This is a genomic window from Pseudonocardia phyllosphaerae (assembly GCF_046546475.1).
Classification (GTDB): domain Bacteria; phylum Actinomycetota; class Actinomycetes; order Mycobacteriales; family Pseudonocardiaceae; genus Pseudonocardia; species Pseudonocardia phyllosphaerae.
In genome coordinates this window covers 607,636-625,909 of sequence record NZ_JBKGXS010000002.1, presented here as the reverse complement: position 1 = coordinate 625,909, position 18,274 = coordinate 607,636, and the positions used below count along the sequence as shown (strand labels likewise).

Sequence of the window (18,274 nt, the reverse complement as noted above, 5' to 3'; positions counted from 1 at the left end):
CGGCCGGACGGCGTGTCGCCCGATCGGTGAGCCGGTTACCTCACGGCACCAGCACCACCTTCCCCGTGACGTGCCCACCCTCCACCAACCCCAACGCCTCCCCGGCGTCGTCCAGCGGCAGCACCACCCGCACCAGCGGGTCGAGCGACCCGTCGGCCACGAGCCCCGCGAGCGACGCCAGGACCGCAGTGCTCCGGTCCCGCGTCACGTCGCGCCCGCCCAGCTCCGCGGCCAGCGGCTTGTCCGCGATCGAGAACAGCGTTCCGCGCGGTACGAGGCCGGCGATCGTCCGCAGCGCGTCGCCACCGACGAGGTCCAGGGCGCCGTCGACGCCGTGCGGGGCGGCGGCGCGGATCCGGTCGGTGACGCCGTCGCCGTAGGACACCGGGGTGGCGCCGAGCTCGGTCAGCAGTGCGTGCTTGGCCGGGCTCGCGGTCCCGACGACGCGCAGGCCGCGCGCCCGTGCCAGCTGCACCAGCGGGATGCCGACGCCACCTCCGGCGCCGTTGACCAGCAGCGTCGCGCCGGACGGGAGATCGACATCGTTCAGGAAGTCGTGCGCGGTCCCGGCGGCGACGGGCAGCACCGCGGCCTGCTCGGGTGTCACGCCGTCCGGGCGGTGCGCGGTGAACGACGCGGTGACCAGCGCCCGCGGCGCCCACCCGCCGAGCATGCCGGGGCAGCCGCCGAAGACCTCGTCGCCGACGTCGAACCCGGTCACGCCCTCGCCGAGCGCGAGCACGGTGCCCGCCACCTCGCGGCCCAGCACGGCCGGGCCCGCGACGCCGTAGGAGCCGTTGCGGACCCGCCAGTCGCCGGGGTTCACGCCTGCGGCCCGTACCTCGACGAGCAGCTCACCGGCCGAGGGGTCCGGCTCCGCGACGTCGACGACACCCTGCTGTTCCGGGCCGCCCACCCGGTGGAATCCGTAGCCGCGCACGGCATCGACGCTACGCCGACTGCCCCGTGAGCAGAGCCGGGAGCAGATCCGCGCGCAGAGCGGGTGCCGCGCAGATGAGGGCGGACCGGCCAGGCGGCGGGCGCTCAGGCCTGTGCGCCCGCCCGCTCGTCGAGTTCGCTGGTCATCAGCTCGGCGAACCGGTCGACGTAGCTCTGCAGGAACTCCACCGTCGACTCCTGCGTGATCGTGCCGTCCGGCTCGACGAGCGTCCGCGACTGCGACAGGAACACCTCGGGCTGACCGAGCGTGGGCATGTCGAAGTACGACAGCGCCAGGCGCAGGTTCTTCTGCGAGCTGTAGCCGCCCATCCGGCCGATCGAGTGGCTCATGATGCCGACCGGGATGTTCTTCCAGGCGACGTCGGAGTTCGGCTTGGATCCGATGTCGACGGCGTTCTTCACGCACGCCGGGATCGTGCGGTTGTTCTCCGGGGTCACGAACAGCACCCCGGCCGAGGACTTGATCGTCTCCCGGAACCGCGTGTACTCCGGCGGGGTCGCGACGTCGGTGACCTCCGGGTCGTCGTAGTCGAAGTTGTAGAGCGGGAGGTCGCGGATCTCGACGATCTCCGCGGTGAACTCCGGCGGGAACATCGGCAGCACATTCTGCGCGATCTTCCGTGCGTAGGACCCCCGGCGCAGGCTGCCGACGATCACGCTCACTCGTTCCGTCACGGGTGTACCTCCAAGCTGTCGTGTACGTGGTGGCGGCACTGTAGATCATCGACTTCGGCAGGGCGAAGGTTGAAAGTTCGGTGTGCCGAACTTAGTGTTGTGGCCGACCTTCACGGCTGCACGGCGAGAGGTGGGATCTGCGGTGTCGGCGAACCAGGTGGCGCGCGAGGGCGCGTGGCTCGAGGCGATCGGCCTGTTCCAGCAGGTGCGTTCCGGCGATCACCCGGCGGCGCGGCGGCTGCTGCACAGCTCGTCGGACCCGGATGCGGTGACCGAGTGCCTGCTGCGGATGCTCGCGGTGTTCCTGCGTGCCGAGGACGGCGAGAAGCTGGACCACTTCGTCGACGTGGCGTTCAAGGTCGGCCCGCCGCCCGCGGCCTGAGCCGGGCTCAGTGCCCGGCCCACACCTTCACCGCGACGACGAACGCCCCGATGCCGAGGTTCACCAGGCCGCTGACCAGTGCGAACGACCAGCGCGCCCGCATACGCAGCCCGGAGAGCACGCCGAACCCGAACAGCGACGCCGCGTCGATGCCGACCGCGGCCCACAGCGCCCCCTCCAGCGGGAACGCGCCCAGTGCGGACAGCGTGATCAGCACCAGCGGGGCGATCGCCGCCGTCAGCAGCGGGGACGTCACGTAGAACTGGCGGAGGACCTCCGACCGGCTGCTGCTGCCGTGCACGACCCGGTGCGCCTGCTGCTCGGCGGCGACCGTCGCCAGCCACAGGCCCAGCGAGGTGCCGATCACCGTCAGCGCGGTCGCCCGGTGCGACGGGGCGTGGGACAGCGCGTGCCCGGCCAGCACCGCCATCACGGTCAGGCCGGCGTAGATCCGCTCCTTCAACCGTGCGGCGACCAGCTCCACCGTGTCCGGGGAGGGCTCGGCACGACGATCTTCGGGCGGCATGCCGACGACGGTAGCGGGCGGGCTCAGTCCGGCTCGGGCATGGTGACCGGCGCCGGAACGGGCCGGTCGAACAGCTGCGCGACGACGTCGGAGACGGTGTGCACGCCGCCCTCCAGCGAGCCCGGTGCGGCCTGCTGGTCGGTGACGGCGACGACGTAGCGCTCACCGGGTCCGGCGAACCCGACCGAGGCGGTCACCCAGTGCTCGCCCCAGCTGTCCCGCTCCTGGGACCAGCCGTTCTTCGTGCCGGGCCGCTGCTGCGGGCCCGCCGACCACACGCCCCACTGCTGGTTCCCGGCGACGCCGCGCATCGCGGCGGTCAGGTAGGCGCGGTCCGCGGGGGAGGTCTTCTCCAGCACGTAGCGGGTCATCGCGGCCAGGTCGGCGGTCGAGCACTTCACGTAGCCCCAGTAGGTGCTCGTGGTGAAGCCGGGCTGGAACTCGACGGTGCGCATGCCGTAGCGGTCGCGGAAGCGCGCCAGCATCTCGTCGCCGCCGTGGCGCTTCCACAGTCGGTCGGTCGCGCTGTTGTCCGACGAGTGCAGCATCGCGTCCATGTCGCTGCGGTCGGCCGCGGTCAGTCCGCCGCGTTCACGCAGGTCGGTGGCGATGGCCAGCTTGATCGTCGACGCGGTCCAGCCGGGCCGGTCGACGTCGCCGGTGGTCCAGGTGGCGCCGGTGACCCGGTCGGTCAGCGAGACCGCCGCGAAGCCGGGGGCACCGGTGCGTTCGGCGAGGGTGCGCCGTACGGCGTCGAAGCGGGGCTGCCACTCGCACGGGAATCCGGACACGGATGCACACGATGCCGCGACCGGCGTGGGCTGCGCATCCCGGGTCGGGACGGTCGCCGGAGCGGGTGCGGACTGCGTGGTGGCGCTCGGTGCCGCAGTGGGCGCCGTGCTGCTCGGCGGCGGGGGAGCGGCGGCCGGTGCGGGAGCGGGGGAGCCGCAGGATGCGAGCGCGAGGCCCGCCAGCGCGACGACGACCGCGGCGCGGCGGCCGGGCGGGGGGACGACCGTCATGACTCCGGCACGCTACCGGGCGGGTGACCACCGGCTCGCCCGGCACGCGCGGGGTGTCGCCGCAGCAGCGCCGGTGGGGCGATGTTCTTGGCGCGCATGGCCGGATGTTTCCACTCAGTGACACCAAATCCTGGGGCCGCCGCGCCCCGGCGGCCACACTCGCGCCATGCGCACCCAGGTCGCCATCGTCGGCGCCGGCCCCGCCGGGCTCCTGCTCTCCCACCTGCTCGACCGCGCGGGCGTCGAGTCGGTGATCGTCGAGACCCGTTCGCGGGCCTACGTCGAGGCCCGCATCCGCGCCGGGATCCTGGAACAGTCCACCGTCGACCTGCTGCGCGAGGCTGGGCTGGGTGAGCGGCTCGACCGCGAGGGCGACGTCCACCGCGGGGTGTACCTGCAGTGGCCCGGCGCGCGGCACCACCTGGACTTCGTCGACCTCGTCGGACGCAGTGTCACCGTCTACGGCCAGACCGAGGTCACCCGCGACCTCGGCCGGGCCCGCGACGCGGCCGGCCAGGAGATCGTCTACGAGGTCACCGGCACCGCCGTGCACGACACCGACAGCGCCATCGACAGCGCCATCGACACCGCCATCGACACCGCCACAGTCCGTCCGTCGGTCACCTTCACCCGCGCCGACGGCCGCGCGGAACGGCTGGAGGCCGACGTCGTCGTCGGCTGCGACGGGTCGTTCGGGCCCTGCCGCACGGCCGTCCCGGAGCCCGCGACCTGGGAGCGGACCTACCCGTACTCGTGGCTCGGGATCCTCGCCGACGTGCCGCCCTCGACCGACGAGCTGATCTACGCCTGGCACCCGGACGGCTTCGCGCTGCACTCGATGCGCTCGCCCACGGTGTCTCGGCTCTACCTGCAGGTTCCCAACGGCACCGACGCCGCCACCTGGTCCGACGATCGGATCTGGGAGGCGCTCGCGACCCGGCTCGGGCACGGCGAGCACGGATGGACACTCACCCCCGGGCCGATCACCGGGAAGTCGGTGCTGCCGATGCGCTCGTTCGTGCAGCAGCCGATGCGCCACGGACGGCTGTTCCTCGCAGGCGACGCCGCGCACATCGTCCCGCCCACCGGCGCGAAGGGGCTGAACCTCGCCGTCGCCGACGTCGCCCTCCTCGCCCCGGCGCTCGCGGACCTGCTGCGGCACAAGGACCCGCGCGCCGCCGACGCCTACTCCGAGCGGGCACTGCGCCGGGTCTGGCGGTGCACGCACTTCTCCTGGTGGATGACCACGATGCTGCACGTCACCGGGGACCCGTTCGACGCGCAGCTGCAGCGCTCCCAGCTGGAGTGGGTCGCCTCCAGCACCGCCGCGGCGACCGGTCTCGCCGAGAACTACGCCGGGCTGCCCATCGGGTTCTGAAACCCGCCCGTGCCGGGGGAGCGCAGGCTGCGCGCGATCCCGTTCGCCGCCATCGTCAGCGCCGACGCCAGCCGCCCGCGGTGGCGCAGCGACCCCACGACGAGCCCGAGGGCGGCCACGACCGCGCCCTCGGCGTCGCGCACCGGGACGGCGACCGAGCACGCCCCGAGCGTCATCTCCTCGCTCGTCGTCGCGACGCCGTCGCGGCGGACCCTGGCGAGCTGGGCGGTGAGGATCCCCGGCGTGGTGATCGTGAACGGGGTGGCCCGCGACAGGTCGGCGAACACCCGCGCCTGCACGTCGGCCGGTGCGTGGGCCAGCAGCACCTTCCCGACCCCGGTGCAGTGCAACGGCAGCCGGCTGCCCGCCCGGCTGACCACCGGCACCGACGCCACCCCGGACAGCCGGTCCAGGTAGAGCACCCGGTCGCCGTCGCGCTCGGCGAGGTGGACCGTCGCCCGCGTCGTGGCCTGCAGGTCCTGCAGGAACGGCGACGCCACCGCCCGCAGCCCGGTCTGCGCCGGCGCCAGCAGGCCGAGGTTCCACAGCAGCCGGCCGACCACATAGGTGCCGTCGTCCTGCTTCTCCAGTGCACCGGCGTCGACGAGCTGCCGGACGATCCGCAACGTCGTCGGCGGGGTCAGGTCCGCGCGCCCGGCCAGGTCGACCAGACGCAGCCTGCGGTGCGACTCGTCGAACGCGGCCAGCACCCGCAACGCACGCGCCACCAGCGACGCCCCCGGCGCCGATCCACCCGCCATACCACGAGTCTATTCCGCTCAGTGACATGTGAGTACAGACCGGGCGGGGTGCGCTCGCCTAGCGTCGGCACGGCGAGGGACCGCACCGTGGCGTCCCCGACGACGAGAAGGAGCCGATGTGGCCGACGTCCCGAACCCCGGCCTCCCCACCCAGGAGACGATCTCGGCGGACATCGCCCGGATCGCCCACGACTACGAGCGCAGCGGCCGCGAGGAGACCCGGCCGCGGCTGGCCTACCCGCCGTACCGCAGCAGCGCGCTGCGTCATCCCACCAAGGACCCGGTGCAGGCCGACCCGGAGGGCGTCGAGCTGTGGGCCCCCTGCTTCGGTGCCCGCGACGTCGACCCCCTCGAGGCCGACCTGACCGTCCAGCGCCGCGGCGAGCCGATCGGCGAGCGCATGATGATCACCGGCCGGGTCGTCGACGGGCAGGGCCGCCCGGTCCGCCGGCAGCTCGTCGAGGTCTGGCAGGCCAACGCCGCAGGCCGCTACGTGCACCAGCGCGACCAGCACCCCGCGCCGCTCGACCCGCACTTCACCGGCACCGGCCGCTGCCTCACCGACGACGACGGCACCTACCGCTTCGTCACGATCAAGCCCGGCCCGTACCCGTGGAAGAACCACCACAACGCGTGGCGGCCCGCGCACATCCACTTCTCGCTGTTCGGCACCGACTTCACCCAGCGCCTGGTCACCCAGATGTACTTCCCGGGCGACCCGCTGTTCGCGCTCGACCCGATCTACCAGGCGATCACCGACCCGAAGGCGCGCGAGCGGCTCGTCGCCACCTACGACCACGGCCTGACCACGCACGAGTGGTCGACCGGCTACCGGTGGGACATCGTGCTCACCGGGGCGCACCGCACCCCGCTCGAGTCCGACACCGACCCGGAGGCCGACCGGTGACCAGCACCCCCACCCACACCCCGACCCCGGGCCAGACCGTCGGACCGTTCTTCCACTACGCCCTGCCCTACGCCGGTGACCGCGACCTCGTCGCCCCCGGCACCGGCGGCGCGGTGTTCCTGCACGGCACCGTCCGCGACGGCGACGGCGCCCCCCTGCAGGACGCGCTCGTCGAGATCTGGCAGGCCGACCCGCACGGCCGCGTGCCGCGGCGGCAGGGCTCGCTGCGCCGCGACGGCCACACCTTCACCGGGTTCGGCCGGGCGAGCACCGACCGCACCGGGCGCTACACGTTCACCACGCTCGCGCCCGGCTCCGTCGACGGCGGACTGCCGTTCTTCGCGGTCACCGTGTTCGCCCGCGGCCTGCTCGACCGGCTGTTCACCCGCGCCTACCTGCCCCTGGAACCCGGCGCCACCGACGCCGTGCTCACCGCGGCGGGGGAGCGGGCCGAGACCCTGGTCTGCGTCGCCGACGACGACGGGCTGCGGTTCGACATCCGCCTGCAGGACCACGACGGCGACGCCGAGACGGTGTTCCTCACCTACCCGGGTCACCCGGCGCGATGACGTCGCTCTGGTGGCCCGGCGACCACCGCGCCGGGGACCTGCTCACCGACGACGCGCTGTTCGGCGCGCTCGTCGCCGTCGAGCAGGCCTGGCTGGACGCGCTCGTCGGCACCGGGGTGGCGCCCGCGGCCGCCGCCTGCGACCTCGCCGCCGTCGCCGCGACGGTCGACCCCGAACGGATCGCGGTCGCCGCCGAGAGCGGCGGGACCCCGGTCATGACGTTGGTCGCCGCGCTGCGCGCCGGCGCACCCGACCCGCCGTCGGCGTGGCTGCACCGCGGCCTGACCAGCCAGGACGTGCTCGACACCGCAGTCGTGCTCTGTGCCCGCGACGCCGTGGCCGCGATCCGCGCCGAGCTCGGTGCCCAGGTCACGCGGCTCGCGGAGCTGGCGTTCACCCACCGCGACACCCCGGCCGTCGCGCGCACCCTCACCCAGCCGGCGCTGCCGACGACGTTCGGGGCGAAGGTCGCGGGCTGGCTGCACGGCGTCCTCGACGCCGACGCCGCCCTCGCCGCCATCGCCCGGCCCGTGCAGCTCGGCGGGGCCGCCGGGACGAACGCCGCACTCGTCGAGCTGGCCGGGTCGCGGGCCGGTGACGTCCGTCGCTCGTTCGCGACCGCACTGGGCCTCGACCCGGTGCCGCCGTGGCACACCACCCGCACCACGACCACCCGCCTCGGTGACGCCGCGGTCACCGTCACCGACGCCCTCGGGCGGATCGCCCGCGACGTCCTGCAGCTCGGCCGCGCCGAGGTCGGCGAGGTCGTCGACGGCTCCGCGGGCGGCTCGTCGACGATGCCGCACAAGGCGAACCCGACGCTGTCGGTGCTGGTCCGGCGGGCTGCGCTCGCCGCGCCCGGGCTCGCGTCGACCCTGCACCTGGCCGCCGCCGACCAGGTCGACGAGCGTGCCGACGGCGCCTGGCACGCCGAGTGGCCGACCCTGGCGGTCCTGCTGCGGCGCACCGTCGTCGCGGCCGCGCAGAGCACCGCGCTGCTCGACGTGCTCGTCGTCCGGCCCGACGTGATGGCCCGGCGGCTGGCCGATTCCGGCGACACGCTGCTCGCCGAGCAACAGGCGATGGCGGCGCTGGCGGGGCACGATCCGGGGGAGACCTACACCGGCCTCGCGGCGGAGATCGTCGACGAGGCGCTGGCCCGCGCGGCCGGTCACCCCGCCTACCTGCAGGAGGACACCCGATGACCGTCAACGCCGTCCGGCTCGGTGGCGAGCCCGGCAAGCCGCTGCTCATGCTCGGCCCGTCGCTGGGCACCTCGGCGGTCACGCTGTGGTCGGCCGCCGCGCCGTACCTGGCGCAGCACTTCCAGGTCGTCGCCTGGGACCTGCCCGGGCACGGCAACACCCTGCCGCCCGCCGACGGCGAGGCGGTCCGGGTGGAGACGCTGGCCGCCGACGTCCTCGCGCTCGTCGACTCCGAGGGCGGCGGCGCGTTCCACTACGCCGGTGACTCCGTCGGCGGCGCCGTCGGCCTGCAGCTGCTGCTCGACGCCCCGGACCGGGTGCTCACCGCGACCCTGCTGTGCACCGGCGCGCGGATCGGCAACCCCGAGTCGTGGGCCGAGCGGGCCGCGGCCGTGCTGCAGTCCGGGACGTCCTCGCTGGTCTCGGTCTCGGCGGAGCGCTGGTTCGCCCGCGGGTTCCTCGAGCACGAGCCGACCGCGGGGTCGGCGCTGCTGCACGCGCTCGCCGACACCGCCGACCCCGGCTACGTCGCCGTCTGCGAGGCCCTCGCCGCGTTCGACGTCCGCGAGCGGCTCGGCTCGATCGGCCACCCGGTGCTCGCCGTCGCCGGGGAGCAGGACCAGGCGACGCCGCCGTCGGCCCTGGCCGAGATCGCCGACGGCGTCCGCGACGGGCGCCTGGAGGTGCTCGGCGACGTCGCGCACCTGGCCCCGATCGAGGCCCCGAAGCTGGTCGCCGACCTGATCACCGAGCACGCGCTGCGGCCGCGCCCCGGCGCCGGCCCGGCTCCCGCGCCCGCCGGCACCGCACCGGGGGCCGCTGCTGCATCTGCCACGGCTGCCGGTGCCGCGGCCGGGGGTGCGGCCGCCACCGGGGCCGCCGGGGGCCCGGCTGCCGCGGGTGCCACGGGCTCGCGGAGCGACGCCGGCACGGCCGTGCGCCGTGAGGTCCTCGGCGACGAGCACGTCGACCGCGCCACCGCGAACGCCACCGCCTTCACCGCGGACTTCCAGCAGTTCATCACCGACTACGCCTGGGGCGGCATCTGGACCCGGCCCGGCCTGGACCGCCGCGCCCGCTCGCTGATCACGCTGACCGCGCTGATCGCCCGCGGCCACCACGAGGAGCTGGCGATGCACGTGCGCGCCGCCCGGCGCAACGGCGTCACGGTCGAGGAGATCAAGGAGCTGATCCTGCAGTCCGCGATCTACTGCGGGGTCCCCGACGCCAACACCGCCTTCCGGATCGCCCAGGGCGTGCTCGCCGAGCTCGGGGAGGCCTGACCCGGTGGACGTCGCCGAGGGTGTCCTCGACACCGAGGAACGGGCGATCGTCGACACCGTCGCCGGCTTCGTCGACCACGAGGTCCGCCCCGTCGCCCGCGAGCTCGAACACGCGAACACCTACCCCGAGCAGCTCATCGAGCAGATGAAGCAGCTCGGGGTGTTCGGGCTCGCCATCCCCGAGCCGTACGGCGACGTCGCCGTCTCCACCCCCTGCTACGCCCTGGTCACCGAGGAGCTCGCCCGCGGCTGGATGAGCCTGGCCGGGGCGATGGGCGGGCACACCGTCGTCGCGAAGCTGCTGCTCGCCTACGGCACCGACGAGCAGAAGCAGCGCTACCTGCCCCGGATGGCCACCGGCGAGCTGCGCGCCACGATGGCGCTCACCGAGCCCGGCGGCGGCTCGGACCTGCAGGCCCTGCGTACCACCGCCCGCCGCGACGGCGAGGACTACGTGGTCGACGGGACCAAGACCTGGATCAGCAACGCCCGCCGCGCCGGGCTGATCGCGCTGCTGTGCAAGACCGACCCCCGCGCCGAGCCCGCGCACTCGGGGATCAGCGTGCTGCTCGTCGAGACCCCGCGGGCCGGGTTCACCGTCTCCAAGGATCTGCCGAAGCTGGGCTACAAGGGTGTCGAGTCCTGCGAGCTGGTGTTCGAGGGCGCCCGCGTCCCCGGCGACGCCGTGCTCGGCGGCGTCGAGGGGGAGGGGTTCGCGCAGATGATGCGCGGGCTCGAGATCGGCCGGATCCAGGTCGCCGCCCGCGCCACCGGCGTCGCCCGGGCCGCGTTCGACGACGCGCTGCGCTACGCCCGGGACCGCGAGTCGTTCGGCAAGCCGATCTGGAAGCACCAGGCCGTCGGGAACCTGTTGTCCGACATGGGCACGAAGATCACCGCGGCGCGCAGCCTGCTGCTGCACGCCGCCCGCGCCTACGACTCCGGCTCCCGCTCGGACATGGAGGCCGGGATGGCGAAGCTGTTCTGCTCGGAGACCGCGATGGAGGTGGCGCTCAACGCGATCCGGGTGCACGGCGGCTACGGCTACTCCACCGAGTTCGACGTCGAGCGCTACTTCCGCGACGCCCCGCTGATGATCGTCGGGGAAGGCACCAACGAGATCCAGAGCAACGTGATCGTCCGGCAGCTGGTGCAGCGGGGCGGCCTGGACTGAGCCGGGCAGATCCATTGCAACGCGCATCGGCGCTTGCTATGGATAGCCATGCCTAAAAACGGCTCGGTGCGTCTCGCGACGCGCCTCGCCTGCCTCACCGTCGCGCTGACCGCCCTCGCGGCGTGCGGCGGACCGGCCGCCCCCGACTCCTCCGCTCCCGCCGGGCCGACCACCGACGTCGTCGACGTCCTGGGCCGCCACGTGCAGGTCCGCACCCCGTCCCAGCGCATCCTGCTCGACGGCGCCCGGATGCTCTACACCACCGCGTTCCTGAACAAGCAGGACCCGGTCGCCGGCGTCGTCGGCTGGCCCGACGACCTCGCCCAGAACGACCCGGACACCCTCCACCGGTACGAGAAGAAGTTCCCGCAGGTCTCGCAGGTGACGAGGACCGGGCAGGTCTACGACGGCTCGTTCTCCGTCGAGCAGGCCCTCGAGCTGCGGCCCGACGTGTTCGTGGTCAGCGCCGCGAACTTCCAGGCCGCGCAGGACGCGCACATCGTCGAGCGGCTCGCCGCCGCCGGGGTGCCGACCGTCGTCGTCGACTACTTCGTCGACCCGTTGCAGCACACCGTGCCCAGCGTGAAGCTGATGGGGCGGATCACCGGGCACGAGCGCGAGGCCGACGCCTTCGCCGGCTGGTGGACCGGGATCGTCGACCGGGTCCGGTCCCGGCTGGCCGCGGCAAAGCCGCCGCCGACGCCGACGTTCCTCTGGCGGGCGCCCGGCTACCTCGACTGCTGCGCCACGTTCACCACCAGCAACCTCGGGCAGCTGGTCACCGCGGCCGGTGGCGCCAACATCGCGCAGGGGATGCTGCCCGGCAAACAGGGCGTGCTGTCGCCGGAGGCGGTGCTGTCGCGCAACCCCGCCGTCGTCCTGACGACCGGGGCGAACTGGGCGCCCGGCACCCAGGCCAAACCGGGCAGCTTCGTCCCGCTCGGCTACGACGAGCAGCCCGGCCCGGCCGCGGCGCAGCTGCGCTCGGTCGTCGACAAGCAGGTCGGGTTCGACCAGCTCGGTGCGGTGCGCAACCACCGCACCTACGTCGTGTGGCACCACTTCTACGACTCGCCGTACAACGCGCTGGCCCTGGAGTGGTTCGCGAAGTGGCTGCACCCCGACCAGTTCCGCGACGTCGACCCGGACGCCTCGATGCGTGAGCTGCACGAGAAGTTCCTGCCGGTCGAGGACACCGGCACGTTCTGGGCGCCGCTGCCGTGACCGGCGCCGACGTGGCCGTCCCGGTCTCCGCGGGCGGCCGGGCCTCGGCGGCCGGTGCGGCGCACCGCGCGGTCCGGCGCCGCCGCACGCTGGTCCTGGCCGGGCTCGTCGTGCTCGGGGTGCTGGCCACCCTGGGCGACCTCGCCGTCGGCGGGGGCGGCATGTCGATCACCGACGTCGTGTCCGCGCTGCTGCACCCGGGCACCGTCGCCCCGGTCGACCGGGAGATCGTCTGGAACATCCGGCTGCCGATGACGCTGAGCGGGCTGCTCGTCGGTGCCTCGCTGGCCGTCGCCGGCGCGGAGATGCAGACGGTCCTCGGCAACCCGCTCGCCGAGCCCTACACACTGGGGATCTCCGCGGCGGCGAGCTTCGGTGCTGCGCTGAGCCTGGTGCTCGGGCTGGGCGCGCTGCCGTTCGGTGACGTGCTCGGCACGGCGGGCACGGCTTGGGTGTTCGCGATGCTCGCCTGCACCGCGATCCTCGTGGTCAGCGCGCTGCGCGGGCCGAGCACCGAGACGATGGTGCTGCTCGGCATCGCGATGGTCTTCCTGTTCACCGCGCTGCTGTCGCTGATGCAGTACGTCGCCTCCGAGGCCCAGCTGCAGCAGGTCGTGTTCTGGACGCTGGGCAGCCTGAGCCGCGCCGGGTGGCCCAGCGTGGCGCTGCTCGCCGCGGTGCTGCTGGTCGCGATGGTGGCGCTGCTGCGGATCGGCCCGGCGCTGACCGCGTTCCGGCTCGGCGACGAGCGGGCCCGGTCGCTCGGTGTCCCGGTGGACCGGCTGCGGATGGTCGTGCTGTTCGGGATCTCGATCCTGGCCGCGACGGCGGTGTCGGTCGCCGGGACGATCGGCTTCGTCGGGCTGGTCGGGCCGCACGCCGCCCGCATGCTGCTCGGCGAGGACCAGCGCCACTTCCTGCCCGGCTCGATGGTCTGCGGCGCGACGCTGCTGTGCGGGGCGTCGGTGGTCAGCAAACTGATCGCGCCGGGGGTGATCGTCCCGGTCGGGATCGTGACCTCGATCGTCGGCGTACCGGTGTTCCTGGCGCTCATCCTGTCCCGCCGGAGGCAGCTGTGGAGCTGACCCTGCGCGTCGAGGGGCTGTCGTTCGGCTACCGCGGGCGCCCCGTGCTCCACGACGTCACCCTGCCCGAGGTCCGGACCTCGCAGGTCACAGCCGTGGTCGGGCCGAACGCGGCGGGCAAGTCCACCCTGCTGCGCTGCATCGCCGGGCTGCACCGGGCGCGCGGGACCGTCCGGATCGACGGGTCGGTGGCCGGGCGCAGCGGGATCTTCTACCTGCCGCAGGAGCCGCTGCCGGCCAGCTCGCTGACCGTGTTCGAGGCGGTGCTGCTGGCCCGCCGGCTCGGACCCGGAGCCGGGGCCGGTGGCCCGGACGACGTCACCGAGGTCGCCGACACGCTGGTGCGGCTGCGGCTCGACGACCTGGCCACCACCCCGCTCGGGAACATGTCCGGCGGGCAGCGCCAGCTCGTCGCGCTGGCCCAGGCGGTCGTGCGGCGCCCGGAGGTGCTGCTGCTCGACGAGCCGGTGTCCAACCTGGACCTGCGCAACCAGCTCCGGGTACTCACCCTGGTCCGCGAGCTGGCCGCCGAGCAGTCCACTGCGGTGCTGGTGACGGTGCACGACCTGACGCTGGCCGCGCGCTTCGCCGACGAGGCGATCGTGCTGTGCGACGGCGCGGTGCACGCCAGCGGGACCCCGGACGAGGTGATCACGGCGCAGATGCTGCGTGAGGTCTACCGGGTCGAGGGGGACGTGCGCCGCGGCGAGGACGGCACGCTGACCGTCGCCGCGCACCGGAGCCTCTGAGCCGGGCGCACACCGGCCGGGTGCCTCGCGGCCGGGCAGCTCAGAGCCGACGTCTTCGCCGGCTGGTGGACCGGGTCCGGTCCGGCTGGCCGCGGCCAAGCCGCCGACGCCGAGGTTCCTCTGGCGGGCGCCCGGCTACCTCGACTGCTCGAACTGCGCGTCGGGCACCCAGGCAAAGCCGAGCAGTCCGGCGCGGCCGCGGCGCAGCTGCGCTCGGTCGTCGACAGGCAGGTCGGGTTCGACCAGCTCGCCGCGGTCCGCAACCACCGGACCTACGTGGTGTGGCACCACTTCTACGACTCGCCGTACAACGCGCTGGCCCGGAGTGGTCCGGCCCAGCTCGCGTAGAACGCGGGCTGCCTCGTCGGGTACGTCCCACACCGACGTCCCGATCTGCCGGCATCGGTGCGGGCGCCAGATGTCGTTCCGGTCAGAGCGCGGCCTGGTCCGCCCGCAGGTCGAGCAGGACCTTGCCCGAGGTCGCGGTGTCAGCGGCGACGGCGAAGGCGTGCAGCGTTTCGTCGAGCCCGAACACGTGCGTCACGACCGGCCCGACCGCCAACGTCCCGTCGGCCAGGGCGGCCACCACCTCGTCGATCTCGTCGTTGAACCGGAACGAGCCGAGCAGGCGCAGCTCGCGGGTGATCGCCGAGGCGACCGGCACCGGCTGGTCGCCGTTGGGCAACAGTCCGACCATCACCACGGTGCCACCCCGGGTGGCCCCGGCGATCGCCGACGCGAGCCCGCGATGGGTACCGGAGGACTCGATCACCACATCGGCATCGACCTCGGCGATCCCGTCGGTGTCGGTGGCCGACAGCGTTCGTGTCGCGCCGACCATGTGGGCGATCTGCAGCGGAGTCTCGTGCAGATCGGTCGCGACGACCTCCGAGGCCCCGGCCCGGCGGGCGACCGCGACGGCGAGCGCGCCGATCGGCCCGGAACCGACGACAAGCACTCGCCGCCCGGTCAGCGGACCGGCGCGCCCGACCGCATGCCAGGCCACCGCCGCCGGTTCGGCAAGCGCCGCCAGCCGCAGATCCAGACCCGGTGGGAGCTCGCGCAGCATGGACACCGGCAGCACGACCTGGCGGGCGAACCCGCCGTCGGTGTGCGGTACCCGCGCGGCCGAGCCCAGATATCGCACACCGGGAGACAGGTTCGGCGAGTCGGGCGGGAACCGGACATCGGAGCATTCGCGCGTCGCAGGATGCACGGCGACCGCAGTACCGCGAGAGGGTCCGGTGCCATCAGGCGCCGCCTCGGCCACGATTCCGACGATCTCGTGCCCCAGGACCATGGGCTCACGCAGTACGGACTGCCCCACCGCACCATGGCGCCAGTAGTGCAGATCCGAACCGCAGATGCCGCCGTAGGCGACCGCGACGACGGCCTCATCCGAGCCGGGTGTGCGAAGCGGAACACTCTCGACACGCAGGTCGTCGGCGCCGTGCGCGACGACCGCCGGGGTGGAGCGGGTGCTCATGGAATGTCTCTCCTGGACGATCGAGCGCTGGGGTTGCTCAGACGACGACGGTCATGCCGCCGTCGGCGAACACGACCTGGCCGTTGACGAAGTCCGACGCCGCCGAGGACAGCCAGACCGTGGGTCCGACGACGTCGGCGACGGTCCCCCAGCGCCCGGCCGGGGTCCGTCCCCGGACCCAGCCGTCGAACTGCGGGTCGTCGACCAGCTTCTGGGTCATCTCGGTATGGATGTAGCCCGGCGCGACAGCGTTGGCCTGCACGCCGTGTCGGGCCCATTCGGCGGTCATCGCACGGGTGAGATTGCGCAACCCGCCCTTGGCCGCGGTGTAGGGACCGATCGTGGGCCGGGCCAGATCGGTCTGCACCGAACAGATGTTGACGATCTTGCCGCGACCGCGGCGCACCATCGCCGCGGCGACCGTGCGCCCCACCACGAAAGCACCGGTCAGATCGACGTCGACCACCCGGCGCCACTCGTCGAGGCTCACATCGAGAAGCGGCTGGCGATGCTGGATCCCGGCGTTGTTGACCAGGATGTCGATCGGACCTACCTGTGACTCGACCGAGGACACGGCCGCGGCGACGGCGGCCTCGTCGAGGATGTCGAAGGGGCGGGCGTGCACCCGGTCGGGGCCGAAGCGCCGCACGAGCTCGTCGCGGGTCTTGTCCAGCCGGTCGGTGTCCACGCCATTGAGCACGAGCGTGGCGCCGGCTTCGGCGAGCCCTTCGGCGAGACCCAGGCCGATGCCGCGACTGGACCCGGTGACCAGCGCGATCCGGCCGGTCAGATCGAATGGGGAAGTCATCTGTACTGCTCCTGGTCAGTAGAACTCGACGGTGTCGACCCGGTTGAGCAGGTCGTCGCCGTCGAGCAGTCGGGTCGCATTGCCGGCGAACAGCTCGGCGATCCGCCGCTCCTCGCCGGGATCGAGCGCGGCGGTGTGCGGGCTCACCAGGACCCGCTCGTGGTGCCACAGTGGACTGTGCTCGGGCAGCGGCTCGACGGCGAACACATCGAGCGCGGCGAACCCGACCCGTCCCGAGTCCAGCGCCGCGAGCAGCGCGGCCTCGTCGACCACGCTGCCGCGGCCCACATTGACCACGGTGGCGCCAGGGCGAAGCGCGCCGAGCACCTCGGAGCCGAGCAGACCCACGGTGGCGGTGGTGCCGGGCAAGGTGTTCACCACGGCGTCGACCGAGCCGGCGACCTCGGCCAGCTGGTCGGGTGACACGACCCGGGTGGTGTCGGGGGTGCCCGCCCCGCTACGGCTGGTGCCGATGACGGTCACGCCGAGCGCGGCGAGGCGGGCGGCAACGACACGGCCGATCCCCCCGAGACCCAACACGAGCACGGTCGAGCCCTCGACTCGATCCATCGCCCACCGTCCGGACCACTCGCGCCTACGCTGCTGATCCAACAGCCGCGGCAGGTGCTTGGCCCCGGCGAGCACGCCGAACAGCGCGAACTCCGCGAGCGGGCCGCCATGCACCCCGGCCGAGGTGGTGAACACGACTCGGTCGAGTTCAGCGGCGTCGAGCCCGGCCGCGGCGACCTGCGCGCCGCCACCGGCAGCCATGGTGTGCACCCACCGCAGGCGCGGGTTGGCGCGCACGGTGCGCGCGAGCGCGCCCGGATCGAGATCAGGAATGCCGTAGAGGGCGTCGGCGGAGTCGAGCAGCTCCTCGAAGGCCTGCTGCTGCTGCGGTGTCCGGCGCCGGTCGGGGTCGCCGGAGAAGTCGGCGGGCCAGCGCATCCTCGGCAGCAACGCGTCATCGGCGACGATCTCGACCCGTGGCTCGAGCGCCACGATGCGCTCCCGATCAGCAGCGGCGATCGGGGCGGCGGCGGCGACTCGCAGTCGGCCGCTCACCCGGCGGCCCGTGCGCGCAGCCCGGCGACCTCGGCGTCGAGGGCGGCCTCGCGGGCGACGATCGCCTCGACCCCGGTGAGCGCCTCCTCCACCCGGTGCGGCGGGATGACGATGACACCGTCGCCGTCGGCCACCACGAGGTCGCCCGGGTGGACCACGACTCCGCCGATCGCGACGGGCTCACCGATCGCGCCCGGCCCATTCTTGAACGGTCCGGCCGGGGTCAGCCCGCGGGCGAAGACCGGGACGCCGAGCTCCTCGATGATCGCGCGGTCGCGCACGTAGCCGTCGACGACAGCGCCGGTCGCCCCGAACGCCGCGAACCGCTGGGCGAGGTTGTCCCCGAGGATGGCACGTCCGTCGTGGCCCAGGGCATTGATCACCACCAGGTCGCCGGGACGGATGTGGTCCAGCGCGGCGATGACGGCCTTGTTGTCTCCCGCCACGGTCAGCACCGGCAGCGCCGTACCGACCGCGCGGGCTCCGGGCCAGATCGGGGCGATGCCGCCGTCGGCGATGTTGAGCCGGTCCAGGCCGTCACCGAGATTGGCAGTGCTGTGCGCACCCAGCCGTTGCAGCACCTCGGGTGCGACGCGCGCCCACGCGGGTGCCACCCGCACGTTGTCCTGGGACGTACTCGACATCGATGCCTCCGTAGGGTGCCGTGCGTCGGCCAGCGCGAGTGAAGTGCGACCGTGTTCTCAGATTTGTGCGGCTGATGGTGCCGCTTCGTCGGTCGTCGGGCAAGTCCAGTTCGTGGGCGGATCGGCGTGCCGACCGGGAATGATGGGTCGGGCGACGGTCGGACTCCTGGAAACCGAGACGTTACATGTGGGTGTTGGCGTCGCTCTTGACCCGACTAAAAAAGAGACCATAGCCTCAGATGAGAACAGAGTCGCAGTACTGCTCCGTGGACGGGCGACGACCGGCCGTACGGACCACCATCCATCGGTAGGGATCCAACGACGGACCCCTCGATCTCGAAGGTGAACACCCATGACAACCTCAGATCGTG

20 protein-coding genes are annotated in these 18,274 nt (G+C 73.4%); 10 read left to right on the top strand and 10 right to left on the bottom strand.

The window, feature by feature from the left end; genetic code table 11:
* Positions 1–40 precede the first annotated feature (40 nt).
* Both ACLE50_RS08250 and ACLE50_RS08245 read right to left on the bottom strand, forming a co-directional pair.
* Positions 41–940 (bottom strand): NADP-dependent oxidoreductase, encoded by a 900-nt coding sequence (locus ACLE50_RS08250; RefSeq protein WP_410942814.1) that lies wholly within the window; start codon positions 938–940, stop codon positions 41–43.
* A 104-nt stretch (positions 941–1,044) separates the two neighbouring features.
* The gene (locus ACLE50_RS08245; protein ID WP_410942813.1) at positions 1,045–1,635 is read right to left on the bottom strand and encodes an NADPH-dependent FMN reductase; all 591 of its coding nucleotides are present in this window, start codon (positions 1,633–1,635) and stop codon (positions 1,045–1,047) included.
* A 142-nt stretch (positions 1,636–1,777) separates the two neighbouring features.
* On the opposite strand from ACLE50_RS08245, the gene ACLE50_RS08240 reads away from it, so the two are divergent.
* Entirely contained in the window at positions 1,778–2,017 is a 240-nt protein-coding gene (locus ACLE50_RS08240; RefSeq protein ID WP_410942812.1) for a hypothetical protein, read from the top strand.
* Between the two features lie 7 nt (positions 2,018–2,024).
* Here the strand turns inward: ACLE50_RS08240 and ACLE50_RS08235 are convergent, their stop codons facing one another.
* Together ACLE50_RS08235 and ACLE50_RS08230 are read right to left on the bottom strand one after the other, a co-directional pair.
* The gene (locus ACLE50_RS08235; RefSeq protein WP_410942811.1) at positions 2,025–2,543 is read right to left on the bottom strand and encodes a hypothetical protein; all 519 of its coding nucleotides are present in this window, start codon (positions 2,541–2,543) and stop codon (positions 2,025–2,027) included.
* A 23-nt stretch (positions 2,544–2,566) separates the two neighbouring features.
* Positions 2,567–3,334: a serine hydrolase gene (locus ACLE50_RS08230; protein ID WP_410942810.1), complete on the bottom strand. Its 768-nt coding sequence runs from the start codon at positions 3,332–3,334 to the stop codon at positions 2,567–2,569.
* 397 nt (positions 3,335–3,731) lie between these two features.
* On the opposite strand from ACLE50_RS08230, the gene ACLE50_RS08225 reads away from it, so the two are divergent.
* Complete coding sequence (locus ACLE50_RS08225; RefSeq protein ID WP_410942809.1) at positions 3,732–4,943, top strand: 4-hydroxybenzoate 3-monooxygenase; 1,212 nt, start codon at positions 3,732–3,734, stop codon at positions 4,941–4,943.
* Here ACLE50_RS08225 and ACLE50_RS08220 read toward each other — a convergent pair.
* Positions 4,916–5,704 carry an IclR family transcriptional regulator gene (locus ACLE50_RS08220; protein ID WP_410942808.1) on the bottom strand — a complete coding sequence of 263 codons (789 nt, stop codon included), beginning with the start codon at positions 5,702–5,704 and terminating at the stop codon, positions 4,916–4,918. The genes ACLE50_RS08225 and ACLE50_RS08220 overlap by 28 nt on opposite strands.
* A 118-nt stretch (positions 5,705–5,822) precedes the next feature.
* Between ACLE50_RS08220 and pcaH the strand changes: the two genes are divergently transcribed.
* From pcaH to ACLE50_RS08175, 8 genes are all read left to right on the top strand, one after another.
* Positions 5,823–6,611 (top strand): protocatechuate 3,4-dioxygenase subunit beta, encoded by a 789-nt coding sequence (gene pcaH, locus ACLE50_RS08215; protein ID WP_410942807.1) that lies wholly within the window; start codon positions 5,823–5,825, stop codon positions 6,609–6,611.
* Positions 6,608–7,180, top strand: a complete 573-nt coding sequence (gene pcaG / locus ACLE50_RS08210; protein WP_410942806.1) for a protocatechuate 3,4-dioxygenase subunit alpha — start codon at positions 6,608–6,610, stop codon at positions 7,178–7,180. Before pcaH ends, pcaG begins: the two co-directional genes overlap by 4 nt.
* Positions 7,177–8,385: a lyase family protein gene (locus ACLE50_RS08205; RefSeq protein ID WP_410942805.1), complete on the top strand. Its 1,209-nt coding sequence runs from the start codon at positions 7,177–7,179 to the stop codon at positions 8,383–8,385. Before pcaG ends, ACLE50_RS08205 begins: the two co-directional genes overlap by 4 nt.
* Complete coding sequence (gene pcaDC, locus ACLE50_RS22330; protein WP_458788549.1) at positions 8,382–9,668, top strand: bifunctional 3-oxoadipate enol-lactonase/4-carboxymuconolactone decarboxylase PcaDC; 1,287 nt, start codon at positions 8,382–8,384, stop codon at positions 9,666–9,668. Before ACLE50_RS08205 ends, pcaDC begins: the two co-directional genes overlap by 4 nt.
* Positions 9,669–9,672: 4 nt before the next feature.
* Complete coding sequence (locus tag ACLE50_RS08190) at positions 9,673–10,842, top strand: acyl-CoA dehydrogenase family protein (RefSeq protein WP_410942804.1); 1,170 nt, start codon at positions 9,673–9,675, stop codon at positions 10,840–10,842.
* 66 nt (positions 10,843–10,908) lie between these two features.
* Entirely contained in the window at positions 10,909–12,066 is a 1,158-nt protein-coding gene (locus ACLE50_RS08185) for an ABC transporter substrate-binding protein (protein WP_410942803.1), read from the top strand.
* Complete coding sequence (locus ACLE50_RS08180; protein ID WP_410942802.1) at positions 12,063–13,151, top strand: FecCD family ABC transporter permease; 1,089 nt, start codon at positions 12,063–12,065, stop codon at positions 13,149–13,151. The genes ACLE50_RS08185 and ACLE50_RS08180 overlap by 4 nt, the downstream gene beginning before the upstream one ends.
* Entirely contained in the window at positions 13,142–13,900 is a 759-nt protein-coding gene (locus tag ACLE50_RS08175) for an ABC transporter ATP-binding protein (RefSeq protein ID WP_410942801.1), read from the top strand. Before ACLE50_RS08180 ends, ACLE50_RS08175 begins: the two co-directional genes overlap by 10 nt.
* 135 nt (positions 13,901–14,035) lie before the next feature.
* On the opposite strand, the gene ACLE50_RS08170 is transcribed toward ACLE50_RS08175, so the two are convergent.
* The 5 genes from ACLE50_RS08170 to ACLE50_RS08150 form a co-directional block, all read right to left on the bottom strand.
* Positions 14,036–14,167, bottom strand: a complete 132-nt coding sequence (locus tag ACLE50_RS08170) for a hypothetical protein (protein ID WP_410942800.1) — start codon at positions 14,165–14,167, stop codon at positions 14,036–14,038.
* A gap of 163 nt (positions 14,168–14,330) precedes the next feature.
* The gene (locus ACLE50_RS08165; protein ID WP_410942799.1) at positions 14,331–15,386 is read right to left on the bottom strand and encodes a zinc-binding dehydrogenase; all 1,056 of its coding nucleotides are present in this window, start codon (positions 15,384–15,386) and stop codon (positions 14,331–14,333) included.
* 37 nt (positions 15,387–15,423) lie between these two features.
* Complete coding sequence (locus ACLE50_RS08160) at positions 15,424–16,194, bottom strand: SDR family oxidoreductase (protein WP_410942798.1); 771 nt, start codon at positions 16,192–16,194, stop codon at positions 15,424–15,426.
* A 15-nt stretch (positions 16,195–16,209) separates the two neighbouring features.
* Complete coding sequence (locus tag ACLE50_RS08155; RefSeq protein ID WP_410942797.1) at positions 16,210–17,196, bottom strand: D-2-hydroxyacid dehydrogenase; 987 nt, start codon at positions 17,194–17,196, stop codon at positions 16,210–16,212.
* A gap of 59 nt (positions 17,197–17,255) precedes the next feature.
* Complete coding sequence (locus ACLE50_RS08150) at positions 17,256–17,903, bottom strand: RraA family protein (protein WP_410942796.1); 648 nt, start codon at positions 17,901–17,903, stop codon at positions 17,256–17,258.
* Positions 17,904–18,274 lie beyond the last annotated feature (371 nt).